This window comes from Gammaproteobacteria bacterium (assembly GCA_029881255.1).
Classification (GTDB): Bacteria; Pseudomonadota; Gammaproteobacteria; order S012-40; family S012-40; genus JAOUMY01.
Genome location: JAOUMY010000001.1, coordinates 503,059 through 520,294, shown reverse-complemented (window position 1 = coordinate 520,294; position 17,236 = coordinate 503,059). Strand labels below are relative to the sequence as shown.

The following is a 17,236-nucleotide window of genomic DNA, read 5'->3' as shown; positions in this document are numbered from 1 at the left end:
AGCAACTCCACAGCACCGAATTGCCTCTCCCTACCACCCAAAAGTACTAGTGTTTTTATATTAACTATTTCTATGTATTTGAATTCGATTATAAATAACGTGCGGCTGTTAGGTAAAGCTATACTCCTGCGCTATAAGCGAATTATGCATGTATTTTGACACAAATGGCCGTCATTTTTGCTGTTTGTAAGCCTGCTTCTACACCGTTTAACACGATCGATGCTGAAAAAAGAGGTTTAGAATGCTTCGAAACTCAATTCTCTACACTTGATGTCTTCAGGCTATTTAAACTTATCGGGCATCTCTTTGATGTAGATATCGTGTTTTGAATAAGGGATCTCGATGCCAGTAAGTTTAAATTGTTTATAGATGGTTGAGTTAAGCGCATCCACAACACGACCGCGGAGTTCCGGATTCTCTACCCAGCATAACAGTTCGAAGTCCAAAGCTGAGTTTCCAAATCGACGAAACCGTACTCTTGGCTCGGGATTGTTACATACGCCAGGCTCTTCCAAGGCTACTTTCAGCAAAGTGTCGCGGACCTGATCAATATCACTCCCATATGCTGCGCCAACAGGCACCCGGATGCGAAACTTCTCATATGGTCCGCCTGACTCATTGGTAATGCGCGAATTGCCCATGATGGAATTGGGAATGGTGACCTCTACGTCGTCTCGAGTAAGTATACGCGTGCTTCGAATTCCGATGTGCGTTACCTTGCCCCGCTCGGCATTTTCCAACACGATATAATCGCCAATTTTGTACGGACCATCAGCAAGAATAAAGACGCCGGCAAACAGATTGGCAAGCGTATCCTTGGCGGCGAAACCGACGGCAATACCGATAATCCCAGCGGAAGCCAGCCAGGCAGTCATATCGATATTCCATGTCTCAAAGAACAGATATATGGCTAATACGGTTACGATTAAAAAAGAGGCGTTGCTGAACAGTGGCAATGTCTGCGGCCGAACCAATGAGTACGAATCGGGTTTGCTGCTAATCGAAACCAAAATAGATCTCAATAGACGAGTGATAAAAAGCGACCAGAGAACTATAAGTATGCTATAGAGAATTCCGCTTAATCCGAAATCTAGTGATGGAGAGAACTCAAGCATGGAAATGGCCGCCAGACCGCCTACCAATATCACCGTCCAATAAACAGGGCCTTTTAACAGTCTTACTATACGATCATCTAACTCTGTGCCAGTATGTATAGTGATGCGAACGACAATTCGGCTAACGACAAAAGAAATCAGGTTGGCAACTGCGAAGGCCAATGCCAATACAACTAAGGACTTCATATAGGGATGTTTGCCAAACAATTCCAATATCGGCTCGAGCCATTCGATTAAAACTTGCATGTTCATAACTAATTTATTTTCTGCCTCGTAATCGAGCTATGTGTATAAATGCGTATCTTACAGAAAGTGCTGTGTTCCGCCGACAAAAGAATCTCTCACAGAGATCACCTTTTTCTATCCTGCCACACGTTCAGTAGGTTTATAAATACTCGATATTGTAATGTCGAGTTGTTCATAATCAAAATCTTTTGACTTATGCCCAATTAAGGGAATTAGATTCCTCGTTGAACATGCGGTGTAAACAAACGCCAATAAGTTACTCCCTGATTTCATTAAGTTGACGGAATCGTCTCAACAGAAAAAGATGCTCCGCACTAACTAATTCGTATTGCCAAAGAAAATTATGGAACTGCTTCGTGCAATTTCGTCGGTGCGAATTGGTCAAAGTAGCGTATTCAGACTAAGGAGATGTTAAAGCTAGGTATGTTTGGAATATTAAGATCAATTTCGAGTGGACTATTACGAAGGTCTGTTTCTGGTAGTGGGAATTTAACTGAATTCAGCTTTTTTGTTTAGATACGCGGGTGATCAGTTGACTAAATGTGACTCGTCTAAAATAACCTGGAAGTGCCAAGTGTGTAGTATTCGTTTTTGTCATGTGTATAAAATATCAGCACAAATAAACCCAAATCGAAAGAAAAAAGCCGGCATAAGCCGGCTTTTCTTAGCAAATTTTTACTGAGGTTGTGCGGTGTTGTCTGACTCCATTGAGTCGCCACCTGGCTGCGCCATTGACTCGTTGTTCATTGTGTCGTTGCTCATAGTACCCATTTGAACAGCAGGTTCTGCTGCAGTGGTTTCAGTCTCTTTGCTCTGCTTTTCACATCCTAACAGCGCAAAAATACCTAATGTTGTAAGGGTAATGGTAATCAGCTTGGTTCTCATATCAACTCCTTTAATGAATGTTGTTTCCTGCGAGGCTGGTTTGCTGCAAGTCTTGTACCCTAAAGCAAAAAGCATTGCTTAGAGTCCAATTGATGTAACTATAGTTTGTTTTTTTGCAAACAGTTGTCGGTAATTGGCAACAACACAAAATGTTTTTTTTGCTCAATACCTAATGAATGTGAAAACTGCCTTTTCCAGACGCGTGTCTTACAATCATCGTGTAGTCTATGCACACACAAGTCACTAGTGACTTGTATTCTGCCGCTGTATCCTGGTTCCCGGATTTCAGTCTACACAAGATCAAGTCTACTCTCAGTTTGTGACATCAAATGAAAAAAGTTTGCGAGCATTTGCTGCGGCCGCGACTTCGCCGATGCGGCCAGGAGTGTGAGGCAAATTGAAAATGATGGCGGCGTGGAACCAAGTATGTCCTTGCCATAAATCAACAAACGGAAGTCTTGCAACAAAAGTATCATGTTGCCTTTTGCCGATGTAAGAATGTATCGCCCAGTCAAACAAAAGACTTGCCGCTATAGTCGACAGGAAATGCTAAAGCTGGAACTGGACGATTTGGTACACCAACGGTCTCCATGACAAGATCTCCAACCGCCAAATTTCTTCTGACTTCACAGCAAGCGAGCTACCCCAAACGTCGTGCGCAACCAGAGTGATAGGGATATAAGCAAAGCTTGTGTAAAGCAAATGACCATTTTTCTAATAGACAAAATTTTCTTGTAAATGAGTGTCTATGGGATGCAACAGAACTATATGTAGGCGAGTATTCGGTGACCGAGAGCCTTTTCGTTACAAAGACACTAGAGTCATTTTGGCGTTATACTACCGAAAATTGATTTTCTTACACCCTGGAACAAATGCAGTTTATTTGCTACACAAATTGGCTACATGTGCCTGACAGCGCATCTGAATTGTTCGGCATTGCCGAGGAAAACAGTGTTTTTCTTTCCCGAGAATGGTTTCAGTGCCTGACAGCCTCCCCCCTGGATGATGGGCAGCAGTTGGTTCTCGCTTGCGTGGTACGCGAAAATCAAGTGATGGCATTGCTTCCACTTGCGAGTAATGCGGGTAAAAACTGGTATTCGCTTAAACACCAATACTCGCCAAATTTCGGGCTTCTATTGTCAGATGACTGTACAACTCAAGTTTTGCAATGTCTGGCCAAAGGTCTGCGTACGCTACCTCTTTCGGGGCTATTGTTGGAACCTGTCACGCAATCTGACCATAAGATACATGCGTTGAAAGAAGCGCTAACGTCAATAGGTTTTCAATTTGAACACCACTTTAGGCACTATAACTGGCGGCACAAGGTTGAAGAGTCGTGTTTTGAAGAATATTTGAAAGGCCGTCCTGCCAAACTGCGTAATACTATCACCCGTAAAAGTCGTAAATTACAACGTGATCACTCGTTTGAAATACGTCTTTTTACCGGACGAGATGTATTAGAGATGATGCAGGATTACTATAGGGTTTATAGCGCGAGTTGGAAGTCAAATGAACAGAGAGTGGACTTTGTAGACCGTTTTGTTGATGCGTTTTCTCAACGGGGATGGACTCGACTAGCAATTCTTTATGTCAAAAATACACCCGTGGCCGCGCAAATATGGTTTGTACATAATAGAAAGGCGAGTATATTCCGTTTGGCTTACGATGAGGCGTGGAAACACTACTCCACGGGATCCATTCTGACCAGTTTTTTGATGCAATATGTGATCGACGTTGATAGGGTTTCGGAAATCGATTTCTTAACTGGAAACGATGCCTACAAGCAAGATTGGATGTCAGAGCGACGAGAGTTTTTCGCATTCTGTTTCGCCAAGCAAGAAAATTCTGGTAGTGGATTTGGGCGCATTGTTAACAAACTTCAACACTGGTTGAAGTAGCTATGGACTTTCCTGCGTATACAAAGAGAGAAATAAATTATGAAGTTAGTGCAAAAGCGCTTCTTAAAGGGCAGTAAAGAATTCGAAATTGTTGATGACATCTTATATGTTCAGGTTAAGGGGATTCTAAAATCCGAAAAATTGGCATTGAATACTGCTTTGCTCAATTCTGAAGGCGTAGAAAATGGAGATGAACTGGACTTCTACGATAGCGGTAGAAACCGAGTAGTGTTTTCCATGTACCGCAACGAGCCGAGTCAGGAAAGCTTTAGTAGATTTATTGAGTTACTAAAATACAAAATAGATGGCGTAGAATTGGATATTGAAAGCGATCCAGGACCGGAAGCACCTGGTTGGAATGTGTATGAGGAACCGCCTGAGTTCGATGATGTAGAAGACCAAATTGATAGTGTTCAGTTCCGCCCAGTTAGTGCCAACAGGGTAGCCAATGATATTGTGATGTTGAAAACCTATCTTGACGAAGAATCTATCAAGCCATTTCTTGAGTCGCTTGAAGCTCTCAAAGAGAATCCAGAGAATGAGATTGCTTTTCAACATATGCTGGAAGCCTATCACAATTCTGGAGCATACCAAGGGGCGATTCTGACATATGCGCCGTACCTGAAAGTGATCCTTTCCTATTCTGCGTTTGAAGTCTGATAAATCTAAGGCCAGATATTCGACGCCGTCTAGTTGTAGAACTATGATTGAAAAGATTTTCTTGTTTTATTGAAAATGCCATTTGAATAGGTAATTTTCGATTGCATTATTTAAGACCGGCAGGAGAAAACAACCCGCCATTTTAAGCAACAGTCCTCTTTGATCGATATGTGCAACGAGAGATTTTGAATTGTGTTCTTACACGACAACTATCTGCCTGAGAAAGTGGTTTGTTGCCGCGCGGCAAACACTGTCTCAAAAAGCAAGATGTCTTCAGATAGCTAATAACAACTATTTTAGATTCAATTTCTCAAATTTACCCCTAAAACCGGCGACTATTTTGCATTTGTCATTCCTGTTTTTACGTCTTTCGCCAGCACGCAAGGGGATCCCGGTATGAGAAGTGTGGTATATGTAACTGTTCTATTTTGCCTTTTCGCATGCGGAAAGGACTACACGAAAATAGTAAAAGATAAATCACAACAGCTTGTTACTAAGACCCCTTTTCACAGAAATCAGGCGGAGAAAAACACCTCGGAGGCTAGAGCGACAGAAACGAAGTTATCTACGTTGCCTGAAATCGAAAGACAGCATCGTCCGGAAAGCGTCGCAGTTAGCCAAAAGAATGTACCCTCCCCCAGTTGTCGTCCCGACACTGTGAAATCTAGTGAGGAATATCCCTACTTGTTTACGCTTATACCAGAACCAAAGTATTTGGATGCCAAGAAAAAGTATTTCTTTGGTGAGGAGGTCAGCGGTGTGCGACATGGATCATACAAAATAAACTACGATAGTAAATATTCAAAACATATTGATGGCAAAAAGTGGTATGCCTCGAGAAGTTTGCTTAAAGGAAACTTTGTGAACGGCAAAAAAGAGGGGACTGAGTACGAGTATCACGCCGGGCATTTATGGGCGGAGCGACCGTTCAAAAATGGTGTAGAGCATGGAACGATGACAGTCTTTGATGTATGCGGCAATGTTTCTGCAACAATTGACTATACAAACGGAAAAAATCATGGAAGCTGGACTACCTATTGGGACAATGGAGCTAAACAATCCCATCGTTTCTATGAAAATGGTCAGGCCAAAGGCGTGGGAAAAACCTGGGCACGAAACGGACAGTTAACGTCTGAACTGGAGCCGAAAGAGGGCGCAGGTTTTGTTTTTAGGAAAGAATGGTATGAAAACGGTGTGAACAAGCTCGATGAACGACTGCCATATAAAAAAACCTGGTATGAATCGGGCTACGTCGAAAGTGAGATTATACCGGCGAATTCCACGACTCATGGCATAAAGCGATTCTGGTATCCAGATGGGCAGCCAATGCTGAGTATGAATACGGATTCAAACGGTAATCCCGTCGGTCCAATTCAACGTTGGGCCGAGGATGGAAGAGTCATTTCAGAAGCGGAATGGAAAAAGAAATCGCGCGAGGAAAACTTCAAAAAGACGTCAAAAATTGTCGGTGACATATTGATGCTCCCCTTGGAGATCCTGATTTATGGCTTGAAATAGCGATCAGCAGTGGTAGTCTAACTCCACGAAACAGTGGTAATAGTAAGTAATTCTTTTAGGCGCACATTCAAAGAGAAATGGAGAGGCCAATGATAGACGATAGTGGAAGCTATTTGGATTTAGCGTTCGGTTTTTGGATGGGATTTGCTGTGGTGGTTGTCTTGCTTCTAAAGACTTCTATAAAGTTTGTTCCGCAGAACAACGCCTATGTGATCGAGCGATTTGGTCGCTATAACGCCACGCTTACGGCTGGTCTGAATTTTATTGTGCCTTTTATAGATAAAGTCGCCTATATTCGCACTCTCAAAGAACAAGCCATTGATGTCCCCAGTCAAGGCGCGATAACAAAGGATAACATCGGCTTGACTGTAGATGGCGTGTTGTATCTTAAGGTTCTTGATCCCTATAAGGCGAGTTACGGTGTCGAAGACTACGCCTTTGCAGTAACCCAATTGGCACAAACGACGATGCGTTCGGAAATCGGAAAGATGGACCTCGATAAAACTTTTGAGGAGCGCGATACGCTTAACGTCGCCATTGTAAACTCAATAAACGAAGCGTCCGAACCTTGGGGTGTGCAGGTGTTACGCTACGAAATTAAAGATATAGAGCCACCACGTAGCGTACTCGAAGCAATGGAAAGACAAATGAAAGCTGAACGGGAAAAGCGTGCGGCAATTCTGGAATCAGAAGGTGAACGACAGTCGGCGATTAATATTGCCGAAGGAGAGAAACAGGCACGGGTATTGGCTGCCGAGGCAGATAAATCTGAACAGATATTGAAGGCAGAGGGTGAAGCGCGCGCGATCGAAATGGTAGCGGTGGCCAAGGCTGGAGCATTGCTAACCATAGGCGAAGCGGCTGCCACAGCGCAAGGCCAAAAAGCGGTGCAGCTTGATCTGGCGACCAAGGCTATCGATGCGAAACATGCCATTGCCAAGAGTTCTACAGTAGTACTTATGGATGGTAAATCCAACGAAGCAGCACCGGTAGTCGCTGAGGCGGTTGCGATCGTTGCTGCTATGAATGAGAGTAAGGCATTTGGTTCTCAGCCTGGTGACTCAAAATGATTGAGTATTTTAATACGCACTTACATGCGTTCTGGTTTACCGCAGGTTTCCTGCTACTTGCTATTGAGTTGCTAGTGCTTGGCTTTTCTACCGGATTTGTACTGTTTCTCGGTTTAGGTGCCCTGTTGACAGGAGGCTTGCTATGGGCGGGCATACTTTCAGACACTTGGTTAGCGAGTATCGGCAGTTTCGCGCTCTCTTCAGCTTTGATATCAGCGGCACTATGGAAACCGTTAAAAAGTATGGAAAAGACTCGAAACAATGATGTTCACGATACCAGTAGTGACTTTGTAGGTTTGGTTTTTAATCTTGAGTCCGATTTAAGTTCGAATAGTACATCGAAGACACGTTACTCTGGTATTGAGTGGAAAGTAGAATTGGATGAAGGAAGTTTGAACAAACAGCTAGGTGCGGGTACACGTGTAACCGTTGTTTCAGTTGATGCAGGAAAATTTCGTGTCGCGCCACTGGACGAATCTTAATTCAATGAATGTATTCCTGGATCGCTCGGTTTAGCTAATTATTCTTGAATTCTGTTTCTCAATGCCATTGTCTTTAGGTGTCGATTCTTCTTCGTAGTTTTTCGAATGAAACTCAACAGGCTGGTCAGCCATAAAAATGACGGTTTCCTTATTGATCAGTCCGAGCTTAATCAACTCGGATTTAATATTCTCTGTAATATCGCTATGCATGAGTCTTTCGTAGCGTACGTCAATTACGTAGCATTTGACTGTTATGCGTGTCAAAAAGGATCGATTGAACTGATCTTCAACCAATACGGTAATGCCCTTGCGCAAATAGACATACGGTGAAGCGGCGGCTGCTTCCCAAAAAAGATTTTTTAGCAACTGGGTGTCAATATATGCTGGTAGATGAAATGTCACCATTACGAGTTCGTCGAGATTGCCACTGTTCGAATTAGCGACAGCCTGCGTCAAAACCAAGGAATTTGGGAAACTGACAATATTATCATCAAATGTTCTAACGCGAGTTGTGCGGGTGTCGATACGCACGACCTCACCATAGTATTCGCCCACACGAATCATATCCCCAACGCGAAACGGTTGATCGAAAAGTATCAATATGCCAGACAATATATTTCTGACTGGGTCTTGCGCAGCCAAGCCAATGGCTAAACCTGCCGATGCAAGTATAGCCAGTGCTGTGTTCTGAGGAGGATGTATGATATCCACTACTAAAATATAAAACGCTGTTACCCATGTAAGTAGACGCGCGATAGGAAATACTCGGGAGATTTGCAGGCGATATTTTGGAAAGCGTGTACTAAGCCGTAGAGAGGCGTAATCAAGCGCATGTACAACCAGCCATGCCATAGTGATCAGTAAAACGCCAACGACGATCACATTGAACGAAAGCAGATCGGTTAATGTTTTTATCGCATTTTGATCCATTGTCTCTCTCATTTACTCCTAGTACAAAATGTGCTGCGCGCTTAGTATCGATACTAAGGGCTGGTAAAAAACTGGATTTATGCCATATGAGGAAGGCAGTTTGTTTCTTCCGTAGCGAAGTGCTTCAAGCAGACGAATGTGGCGTAGATATTCCAGTCGGCTTCGGCTGACAAAAGTGTTCAAATTAAATATTTCCGCGTGTTCAGTTACCGACAACTCGCCGTGGTAAATTATTTCGCCCAGTGTAAATAGGTATAAGCGATCCAAATCCTGAATAAATCCAAATTCCACTCTAGGACTTCGTATGACAAGAATGCGTTTGTTGGTGGCATCATATTTTATAGAGTAGAGCCAAAAATACATGGCCGCCTTCATGTTTTTTCCGCTGATCTGAAAGAGCTCTTCAAAATACAGATCTGTCAATATTTTCTGTGCTCGAGCGGACTCTTCACCAAGCCTGCTAACCGTTCTTTTGATAACTGTTCTACGAACCGAGCCGGCAGTAAAAACTACCGGATATTGTGAACAGCGTTGTCGAAGTAAAATGGCGTCTCTTATTTCTACATCGCTACCAAAATCAATAGAAATTCGGTGCGTAAAGTAGCGTTGTATATCGAATAGATAGGATAATCTTTGCCAAGGATATTGCTTGAAGCTCATAACCCAAAGAAATTGGGATCTGGTCGCCAAAATAACATACATCATGGCATGAGGTGCGTTTCTCAGGCCAATAGTACGTAACAGTAAATTGTGTGATCCTTCCACAAATACGACTTGCTTGGGCTGTTGGTGTAACAAGCTAATGAGTTCATCCAAGGACTCGACATCTTCCTCAATCTTGAACCAATTCTGAAACATCCTGATGATATCGGCCTGCGAGCGCAATCTTTCAGTAATCTCTACCCTTTGGCGGACAATCAGAGACTCGAGTTCACCTTCTAGAACGTTGAGTAACGTGTTTCTCCCGCTACCTTCCTGGCCACATATACTGATCGAGCACTCATGACCACTCTCCCAGCGATAAAATATCTCCATGAACTGACTGATAGGCTCCTCTCTCCAAACTACCATGTCGAGAGTAACAAGTGGTTTTGAACTAAATAGTCTTCTGTATATTGGCGGAAGGTTTCGCTCAGCACCAAATATTTCGCTAATGGGAGGCAACTCGGACATGCGCAGCAAAGTGTTTTGATCATATGACTCTCTTTGCAAATGCCTTAACGCTTGTTTTACACCGCCACGAGCAACGCTAAATATATGTCGATTTCCACGATTAATGTCATCAATGTTTAGATCAAAAATGCGATTGATCTTGGCCCACAATATCGCGGACTTGAATCTAAGCGGGTTGCTTCTGCTAGGTGGAGATTCCCTGAACGTTAGTATTCTTTGTACCTGCGCACGTAATGCCTGAAGGCAGCTGTTGCTATCATCTTCCAGCAAGGCCTCTACATGATTGAAAAAATTAAAATACTGTTCACCAATTTCTTCGAAAGAGTCGTAAGCCTTTTGAAGGCCATCTAATAAAATCTGTTGAGGTTCACTTAGTCGGGAATTTAGTGATGTTGTCGTCATATCGATGGTATCGTCCAAAATATCATCGAGCTCGGCCAATACCTCTTCCAGACTGAAGCGTATAGTCCGCCAGGTTACATCAAGGTTGCCACTAAGCTGATGGTGTATTTGTTCATGTTGCAGCGTTAATTGCTCTGTTAAATCGTTGCGATGATCCAAAAACTGCTTTTTGGTCATTTGGGCAAGAGGAAGTTCCAAGATTCGAAGTCGGTGATAAAAATGTTTGCGTAGCCTGCGATAACTTGAAAGATTAAATCGACTGTGTGTTCTATCTATCGTCGTTGATTCGAATTCCTCGATGAAGGCCTCTACAACGGATTTACCCTCTCGAATAATAGCCAAAGTATAATAATCGACAACGGATACCAGGTTTTCGGGTGCATCCGAGACTGCACGATAATATGCTGCGAGAACCTGGGACATAAGCGTATTGATAACGCCGTGATTAGGTGCCAGAGGCTCCAACACGCTGGTGAGGTATGGATGTACTTCACGCGATAGTCGGATGAGCGTTTTTTCCATGCGCGCAAAGGTTGAGCGTAAAACATATTTATCCACAGTGGACATTTCCAGAAGCTTTCCAAACTGCCCTGCCAAGGTGTCATGTGTCTCCTGGATGGCTTGCTTTAGGGCGGATAGGCGTGAAAGCGAGCGTACCCGACGTGTTTCGAATTCCTTGTGAATTAAGTCGGAGAGTTCAATGGTTGAGTGTTGCAGTCGAGAAAGAAATGCCTCTACTTCGTCATATTGGCTGACCGCCGACAATAAGGGATCTGTGGCTGCCTCCTCGAATAGTTGCTGTTTGGGTTTGTCCTCTATTAGGGTGATGGCCATCTATTAATGAAGTCTCCGAAAAAAACAATTGAGTCGTATGTTAGAAAATGCGTGCGCGGATGTCTTGAACTTGCTTGTCAGCAACAACTACTTGTCAAAATATAGCACCAATAATAGATAGGAGATATTCCCTCTGAAACTAAATATGCATGCTACTTAAAAAGGCGATTGTTGTCATTGCGCAGGTGTGCGTGTATAAGAAAAGGCTGAATTAGTGTGGAGGTTTCTGCGTGTCTTCGATTAAACGCATCGTGCTGGACGTACTCAAACCGCATCAGCCGCAAGGTATTGATTTTGCGAAAACTCTTGCAGAGTTGTCCGTCGGTTATCAGGTAATTTATGCAGTCGACGAGGTAGATGAAAAGACAGAGTCTGTGATTATTGAGATCAAAGGCGACAATATCGATCTGGACCCGATTAAAGACGCAATACACGCCATGGGCGGTTCACTCCATAGCGTTGATGAAATAGAGATTCATAATAGCTTGTGATTACAAGTATACGCCGAATTTTTACGCCGGGACTCGCGATTGCACGGCGTTACATGGTAGTGAATGGTTTCGATGGCGGACTGACCATGCTAGGTATAATGGTCGGGTTTTACTTCGGGGGAACCGACACCGTTGCACCAGTCATTAGTGCCTGTCTGGGTGCGGCGGTCGCGTTGGGTATAAGCGGATTTTCCAGTGCATATATTAGCGAAACCGCCGAGCGGAAAAAGGAATTAGCCGACCTCGAACATGCCATGATTCGTGACATGGGGGAATCACAGCATGAGCAACAAATGCGTCGGGTACCGCTATTTGTGGCCTTGGTCAATGGAGCTTCCCCCTTTCTGCTTTCGATGCTGATACTTTCGCCGCTCTTTTTGGAGGGAGCTACACTATCAGTTCAAAACGCCCTGTTAGCATCTATGTTGGTAGGTTTTATCTCACTGTTTTTTCTCGGAATATTTGTCGGAAGATTAAGCAACACATTCTGGTTGTGGTCGGGCGTGAGAACCTTGGCTATCGCCTTGTTTACAACAGCAATTATTTTCTTGGTGACGAAGTATCTTCACTAAGCAACAAACGTTTTCCTCGGCACCAGACTTCGTTCCGCTTTGTCGAACGTCGTCGCTGTCTTGACTAGCACCTTTTTGTGTCTCGAATATACATGATGAGGATAAACTGTTAACCAGCGCATAGTTCCAAGTGCGCTTTACTGTTATTTTGAACATCTCAGAAATAGACCAGCCGATTGACCTATTGAAGTCAGTGCCGTATGTGAATTTCATTACATTAGGCAATTATTTAGTTTAACGCACATACCAAGCGGATACGGATGTTGAAATGACAATCATGGAGACAATGTTGCGCATCGGTCAGCCCTATCGATGCGCAGTATGCGACACTCAGCTAAGCCCCACCGAATCCTTGTTTGTAGATGATAAGCAACCGGTACTTTGTTCCGCTTTTGAATGCAAACAAGTATTTGATCAGAAGTCGCTCATGGAGCCACACTTGTTTGACGCTCATCTAGCGTTCAAACGAAAACTCATTCTGGATAGGCGTATAAAGGAAGCGGAGCTAAAAACTTACCGGGCGAAGTGTAAAAAAAGAGAGAAACGAGAAAATACGCAGATTCGCGATCATGTGCTGTCCGGTAATTATCTGTTGAAGAACGAAAATTTAACGGTAGTGTCCTTGCCTTCTGGAAACACAGGGCGAGAGAAACTTGCGGAAAATCGACGTGAAAAATATGTCGAGCACTTGCTAAAAATTACCAATGAGGCATTTGCGTTGACGGGCGCCGTTGAAGTCCCGAATGGACAATATCAAGATGCCATCCAAAGACAATCAGCTGTTTACGACCTGTTTGCAAAAAAAGCTGGTTTGAAAAAGTGGTGTGACCAATGTTGCTCGATTTGCAAGGGTGGTTGCTGCACGCATGGTGCGGAACATGCCTTCTTATCGGCAAATAGTATAAAAACGCTGATTGATAAAAATCCAGAATTTGATGTAAATGATGTCTGTAACCTCTACCTGTCCTTTCTGCCAGGCGAGTCTATTTCTAACGCCTGTATCAACCAGGGAGAAATGGGTTGTGTGCTCCCTTTCGAGCTCAGATCTGCCACCTGTAACGCGTTCTACTGCCAAGCCGTTAAGAAATTCCAAGATGCTTACAATGCAACGCTACCGCCAGACAATGTATTGGTGATCCGCCGTAAAGCCAGCTGTTTTGTAGAACGTGTTCCAGGTGACAACAATTCTGTTTCCGAGATCGTACTGTTAAATAAAGGTCGTCCGGCAAAAAATATTTCTTTTAATACTTGAAATTATTACGCCTTGCCCTCCATCTAAGGAAACTTGGCATTGGAGGTTAATGGAATGTTGAGAGTTAGTGTTCGCCAATTACAGGCATTTGATTCTGTCGCGCGGCATTTGAGTTTTACACGTGCGGCAGAGGAATTATTTGTTACTCAATCTACGATCTCGCTACAGATAAAACATCTTTCCGAAAGTCTCGGTATTCCTCTTTTTGAGCAAGTAGGCAAAAAATTGTATCTCACGGCGCCGGGTAAACTCTTTTACGAGCATTGTCGCAAACTGCTGACAGATCTCGGTGAAATTGAACGGGAAGTTGCCGAGTACAAGAATGAGCCGCAAGGTATGTTATGTATTGCCGGAAATATCACCTCGCAATATTTTCTGCCGCGAATTTTTGGAGAATTCTACAAAGCCTACCCGAATATCGACATTAATTTAACCGTTGCAAGACGTCCGATTGTTACAGAGCGACTGGAAAACAACGCCGATGATCTCTATGTGTTTGGGCGCATACCTACAGATTTAGACGTTAAGGTAATCTCTCTTGTCGAAAATCCATTGGTAGTAATCGCACCGCGCGATCATCCGCTAGCAAAAGAAAAAAATATTTCTTTGGCAAGACTGATGAAAGAGCCATTTATTGTCCGTGAGCCAGGTTCCACGACACTGAAAGAGATACAACGTTTCTGTGAAGAAAAAAATATCCGTCTAAACACGCGTATGACGCTCGGTGGCAATGAAGCAATTAAGCAAGCGGTAATTGGTGGGCTGGGCCTGAGTGTGTTGTCTCGTTTTGCGGTGCCCTTGGAGTTAAAGCTTGGACTGCTGACTGAATTGGATGTTGAAGGCTTTCCGATAATGAAAGAGTGGTATCTGGCCTATGCGGCAGGTAAAAGACTGTCTCCCGCTGCGCGTGCCTTCGTTGACTTTGCCAAGAGTGATGGCAGAAGAATCGCTTATAGTTGTCTTTCACCAAGCTTGCCGTTTGAAAACCGCGAACAGACAGCAGTCGCGTAGTATTGATTTTCTTCAATCAAGCAACTACAGAATTCTCGTTGTCGAAATTTTCCGGATTAGAAGATAGTGAGCGCATGGCGAAGCATTTTGCTAGCCCCCTTAATCCTAGAGTTTGGAGAATTACGATGGAAAAAATCATTACCTTACAACCGAATACCAGTTTGCAGGTGGATACTACGCTGATACAGCGCGGTGTCTACTTAGCACTGGGCTTTGGTGTCATCATGACCGCTATGGTAGATCCACCGATTTTGATGAAATGGATGGCCGCGGCCAATATTTTTGGGATCTTACTAGTATCACTAGCGATACTGGGAAAAAGGCTAACGCCTAAAGCTGTTGGGTCTCGGTATTTGCCCGAACCAAGCCTGGTAACGAACACACTGGGTTTACTTTTAGGACTTGGATTGTCAATTTTTGCGATTGCGCATCCTCCTGCAGCTACAATTTGGGCATTCTATGCACATACCGTCGCAATTGTGCTGGTGATTCAGGCAATCCTGGGATATGACGTTCTGCTGAGACAGCAGAACCAGGTTCAGGGTAAGAAAGTGGTGGATTTCTATATGAATTCACCCACACGAAGCAATGGCCACGGTGTTCCTAAAGCCGCATAGTCTGGTTTTAACTTGACAGAAAAGCCCCGAATTGCTTCGGGGCTTTTTGTTTTGAGAATTCTTGTCGATAAAAAGTTCGATTGAATGACGTCTTACATTATTATATGAATACGTCTTTTTCTTGCGACAGAATGGGGTGAGTATGAAACATTCAGTAATCGATGATTTAATGTGGCGCTATACAAGCAAAAAATATGATCCTGCGCGCAAGGTATCTGAAGAAAACCTCAATATCCTATTCGAGGCGATGCGTCTCTCTGCATCTTCGATAAATTCTCAACCATGGAAATTTATCGTTATCGAGAGTGATGATGCCAAAAAGCGTATGTATGAAACCTTTTCCGAAAAACATCAATATAATCGGGCTCATGTTTTCGATAGTTCGCAGATTATTCTCTTCGCGCACAATCCGTACTATACGCGCGAAAACTTTTCCAAAGTTGTAGACAAATATATTGAAGACGGCCGAATAAAGCCCGAGGCGCGTGAGTCGGCATTTAATTCATATCGATTTGCCGACTGGAATACCGATGCTACCGGGTTTAACGGCGCCTGGACAAAGGCGCAGACCTATATTGCGCTGGGAAATACCTTGCATACACTGGCTCGTCTGAAGATTGATTCAACTTCTTTGGAAGGAATCGATACGGTTAAAGTCAATTTGGAATTCGAAAAAGAACTTGCCGGGTATCGTTGCGAAGTTGCGCTTGCTATTGGCTATCATCATCCTGAAGAGGACTTTAATTATAAACTGCCTAAGTCCAGACTGGCGATGAATGAAATACTGCTTCGGATTTAGGCGTTGAAACCTGGAGAAATCCCGGTCTCAGTCTATTGTTCTATTGTTCCATTGTTCCATTGTTCCATTGTTCTATTGTTCTATTGTTCTATTGTTCTATTGTTCTATTGTTCTATTGTTCTATTGTTCTATTGTTCTATTGTTCTATTGTCTCAGGTTCCGCCTGAACTTTTTTTACCGGGTTGCGATTCATGATGGGCTTTACAGAATTGTCATAACGCTGTTGAATAGCATTTGAAATTTCCTTTTGAACCCTGTCTATCTCTGTATCCATATCCTTTATTGTTTTCTCAAAGTTATCTTTTAGAGTCTTGACGCCAGGGATCTTGCGAATATGCATCCAGGTTGCGTTCTTTATAAAACGTGTAATGAAATCCTGTGTTGCCGTGACGGAAAAAAAAGAACTTTGTCTATTTTGTTTAATGAGCAATATAAGTTGATCCAGGCTGTTAATTGCAGACACGCTATCAATCTCACAGCTATCTATCATTTGATTAAGCGTTTCCGCCATTTGATCAAATAACTCCACGATTCTGCTTTCACCATTAAGGTTTTGATACAGGTTATCATGGTTGTAACTCTGAGCAGTCTCAGTTTGAGTGAACAGCCACTCATGATTCAGTGCAGTGTCAAAGTTGCCAAGTATCTTCATCAGATACGCATGGTTTGCACTATTGTTACCATAATTGCCCACATACCATTCGGTATTATCAATAATTTCTCTTAGCCAAGATGGCCTATCGGAAGCTGCAAGGGTTAGGGCGAGTGCAGAACCAGAACTTAATAGTTGTCTGGCGTTGGACAGTTTGGACTCCTGATCATTTGAGGTCATGGTTTCCAGCACAATCTCAAGTTGAAGTTTGAACTCCGAATATCGTTGATCGAGAAATCTGAGAAAAACTTGCAAGCTTTCAGACTCAGTCATGTTGTGCGGCCCTTTATATATTTGTAGATGAGTAGTCTAGGCATATGTATTTTGTAGGCCAGTCTAGCACAAATAGGGCCAACGCTATACGTAGGTCTTCATGGGAATATATTCGCTATTGTGTCGTGAAATAATGACAGTCGTCGATGGGTTTGAAAATAGTTATTGGTGTTGAGTCTGTCACAGGTATAGGCCTGGTAGGTCAAATTTAATTCGACTGCGTGACTCTATGGCTTATGATTTTCCTAGTACGCCTTTTTGGTGCCCATCTCCCGGCACGTTGTGTGTATATCAGCTTAAGGCCTTCGCAATTTCAGAGTGTATGGTACCCCTTTGATTGTGATTTGCCTTAGGCT

The 17,236-nt window shown here is 43.3% G+C and carries 16 protein-coding genes; 11 read left to right on the top strand and 5 right to left on the bottom strand.

Features of this window, described 5'->3' with window-relative positions:
* Nucleotides 1–281: 281 nt before the first annotated feature.
* Together OEZ43_02420 and OEZ43_02415 are read right to left on the bottom strand one after the other, a co-directional pair.
* Nucleotides 282–1,367 (bottom strand): mechanosensitive ion channel, encoded by a 1,086-nt coding sequence (locus tag OEZ43_02420; protein MDH5544416.1) that lies wholly within the window; start codon nt 1,365–1,367, stop codon nt 282–284.
* Between the two features lie 669 nt (nt 1,368–2,036).
* Complete coding sequence (locus tag OEZ43_02415; protein ID MDH5544415.1) at nt 2,037–2,246, bottom strand: hypothetical protein; 210 nt, start codon at nt 2,244–2,246, stop codon at nt 2,037–2,039.
* A gap of 872 nt (nt 2,247–3,118) precedes the next feature.
* Here OEZ43_02415 and OEZ43_02410 point away from each other — a divergent pair.
* The 5 genes from OEZ43_02410 (at nt 3,119) to OEZ43_02390 (ending at nt 7,874) form a co-directional block, all read left to right on the top strand.
* Nucleotides 3,119–4,144 (top strand): GNAT family N-acetyltransferase, encoded by a 1,026-nt coding sequence (locus tag OEZ43_02410; GenBank protein MDH5544414.1) that lies wholly within the window; start codon nt 3,119–3,121, stop codon nt 4,142–4,144.
* Between the two features lie 39 nt (nt 4,145–4,183).
* Nucleotides 4,184–4,804: a hypothetical protein gene (locus OEZ43_02405; protein MDH5544413.1), complete on the top strand. Its 621-nt coding sequence runs from the start codon at nt 4,184–4,186 to the stop codon at nt 4,802–4,804.
* Nucleotides 4,805–5,200: 396 nt separating this feature from the next.
* On the top strand, nt 5,201–6,322 hold the full coding sequence (locus tag OEZ43_02400) for a hypothetical protein (GenBank protein ID MDH5544412.1): 1,122 nt from the start codon (nt 5,201–5,203) through the stop codon (nt 6,320–6,322).
* A gap of 89 nt (nt 6,323–6,411) precedes the next feature.
* Nucleotides 6,412–7,392, top strand: a complete 981-nt coding sequence (locus tag OEZ43_02395) for a paraslipin (protein ID MDH5544411.1) — start codon at nt 6,412–6,414, stop codon at nt 7,390–7,392.
* A complete protein-coding gene (locus OEZ43_02390) occupies nt 7,389–7,874 on the top strand; it encodes an NfeD family protein (GenBank protein ID MDH5544410.1) in 486 nt (161 codons plus the stop codon). Before OEZ43_02395 ends, OEZ43_02390 begins: the two co-directional genes overlap by 4 nt.
* A 30-nt stretch (nt 7,875–7,904) precedes the next feature.
* Here the strand turns inward: OEZ43_02390 and OEZ43_02385 are convergent, their stop codons facing one another.
* Both OEZ43_02385 and OEZ43_02380 read right to left on the bottom strand, forming a co-directional pair.
* On the bottom strand, nt 7,905–8,816 hold the full coding sequence (locus OEZ43_02385) for a mechanosensitive ion channel family protein (GenBank protein MDH5544409.1): 912 nt from the start codon (nt 8,814–8,816) through the stop codon (nt 7,905–7,907).
* 6 nt (nt 8,817–8,822) lie between these two features.
* Nucleotides 8,823–11,213, bottom strand: a complete 2,391-nt coding sequence (locus OEZ43_02380; GenBank protein MDH5544408.1) for a hypothetical protein — start codon at nt 11,211–11,213, stop codon at nt 8,823–8,825.
* Between the two features lie 230 nt (nt 11,214–11,443).
* Here OEZ43_02380 and OEZ43_02375 point away from each other — a divergent pair, with 230 nt between their 5' ends.
* From OEZ43_02375 to OEZ43_02350, 6 genes are all read left to right on the top strand, one after another.
* Entirely contained in the window at nt 11,444–11,704 is a 261-nt protein-coding gene (locus OEZ43_02375; protein ID MDH5544407.1) for a DUF211 domain-containing protein, read from the top strand.
* Nucleotides 11,701–12,276 (top strand): VIT1/CCC1 transporter family protein, encoded by a 576-nt coding sequence (locus OEZ43_02370; GenBank protein MDH5544406.1) that lies wholly within the window; start codon nt 11,701–11,703, stop codon nt 12,274–12,276. Before OEZ43_02375 ends, OEZ43_02370 begins: the two co-directional genes overlap by 4 nt.
* A 268-nt stretch (nt 12,277–12,544) precedes the next feature.
* Nucleotides 12,545–13,528: a hypothetical protein gene (locus OEZ43_02365; protein MDH5544405.1), complete on the top strand. Its 984-nt coding sequence runs from the start codon at nt 12,545–12,547 to the stop codon at nt 13,526–13,528.
* A gap of 54 nt (nt 13,529–13,582) precedes the next feature.
* The gene (locus tag OEZ43_02360) at nt 13,583–14,539 is read left to right on the top strand and encodes a LysR substrate-binding domain-containing protein (protein MDH5544404.1); all 957 of its coding nucleotides are present in this window, start codon (nt 13,583–13,585) and stop codon (nt 14,537–14,539) included.
* A gap of 125 nt (nt 14,540–14,664) precedes the next feature.
* The gene (locus OEZ43_02355; protein ID MDH5544403.1) at nt 14,665–15,156 is read left to right on the top strand and encodes a hypothetical protein; all 492 of its coding nucleotides are present in this window, start codon (nt 14,665–14,667) and stop codon (nt 15,154–15,156) included.
* Nucleotides 15,157–15,298: 142 nt separating this feature from the next.
* Entirely contained in the window at nt 15,299–15,955 is a 657-nt protein-coding gene (locus OEZ43_02350) for a nitroreductase family protein (GenBank protein MDH5544402.1), read from the top strand.
* Nucleotides 15,956–16,091: 136 nt separating this feature from the next.
* On the opposite strand, the gene OEZ43_02345 is transcribed toward OEZ43_02350, so the two are convergent.
* Nucleotides 16,092–16,880 (bottom strand): hypothetical protein, encoded by a 789-nt coding sequence (locus OEZ43_02345; protein MDH5544401.1) that lies wholly within the window; start codon nt 16,878–16,880, stop codon nt 16,092–16,094.
* Between the last annotated feature and the right edge of the window lie 356 nt (nt 16,881–17,236).

Bases quoted from the DNA above. Each gene is read 5' to 3' on its own strand.
- OEZ43_02415 (MDH5544415.1), bottom strand. From the start codon at position 2,246: ATGAGAACCAAGCTGATTACCATTACCCTTACAACATTAGGTATTTTT.
- OEZ43_02405 (MDH5544413.1), top strand. From the start codon at position 4,184: ATGAAGTTAGTGCAAAAGCGCTTCTTAAAGGGCAGTAAAGAATTCGAA.
- OEZ43_02385 (MDH5544409.1), bottom strand. From the start codon at position 8,816: ATGAGAGAGACAATGGATCAAAATGCGATAAAAACATTAACCGATCTG.
- OEZ43_02400 (MDH5544412.1), top strand. From the start codon at position 5,201: ATGAGAAGTGTGGTATATGTAACTGTTCTATTTTGCCTTTTCGCATGC.
- OEZ43_02390 (MDH5544410.1), top strand. From the start codon at position 7,389: ATGATTGAGTATTTTAATACGCACTTACATGCGTTCTGGTTTACCGCA.
- OEZ43_02345 (MDH5544401.1), bottom strand. From the start codon at position 16,880: ATGACTGAGTCTGAAAGCTTGCAAGTTTTTCTCAGATTTCTCGATCAA.
- OEZ43_02420 (MDH5544416.1), bottom strand. From the start codon at position 1,367: ATGAACATGCAAGTTTTAATCGAATGGCTCGAGCCGATATTGGAATTG.
- OEZ43_02355 (MDH5544403.1), top strand. From the start codon at position 14,665: ATGGAAAAAATCATTACCTTACAACCGAATACCAGTTTGCAGGTGGAT.
- OEZ43_02350 (MDH5544402.1), top strand. From the start codon at position 15,299: ATGAAACATTCAGTAATCGATGATTTAATGTGGCGCTATACAAGCAAA.
- OEZ43_02410 (MDH5544414.1), top strand. From the start codon at position 3,119: ATGCAGTTTATTTGCTACACAAATTGGCTACATGTGCCTGACAGCGCA.
- OEZ43_02395 (MDH5544411.1), top strand. From the start codon at position 6,412: ATGATAGACGATAGTGGAAGCTATTTGGATTTAGCGTTCGGTTTTTGG.
- OEZ43_02380 (MDH5544408.1), bottom strand. From the start codon at position 11,213: ATGGCCATCACCCTAATAGAGGACAAACCCAAACAGCAACTATTCGAG.
- OEZ43_02360 (MDH5544404.1), top strand. From the start codon at position 13,583: ATGTTGAGAGTTAGTGTTCGCCAATTACAGGCATTTGATTCTGTCGCG.
- OEZ43_02365 (MDH5544405.1), top strand. From the start codon at position 12,545: ATGACAATCATGGAGACAATGTTGCGCATCGGTCAGCCCTATCGATGC.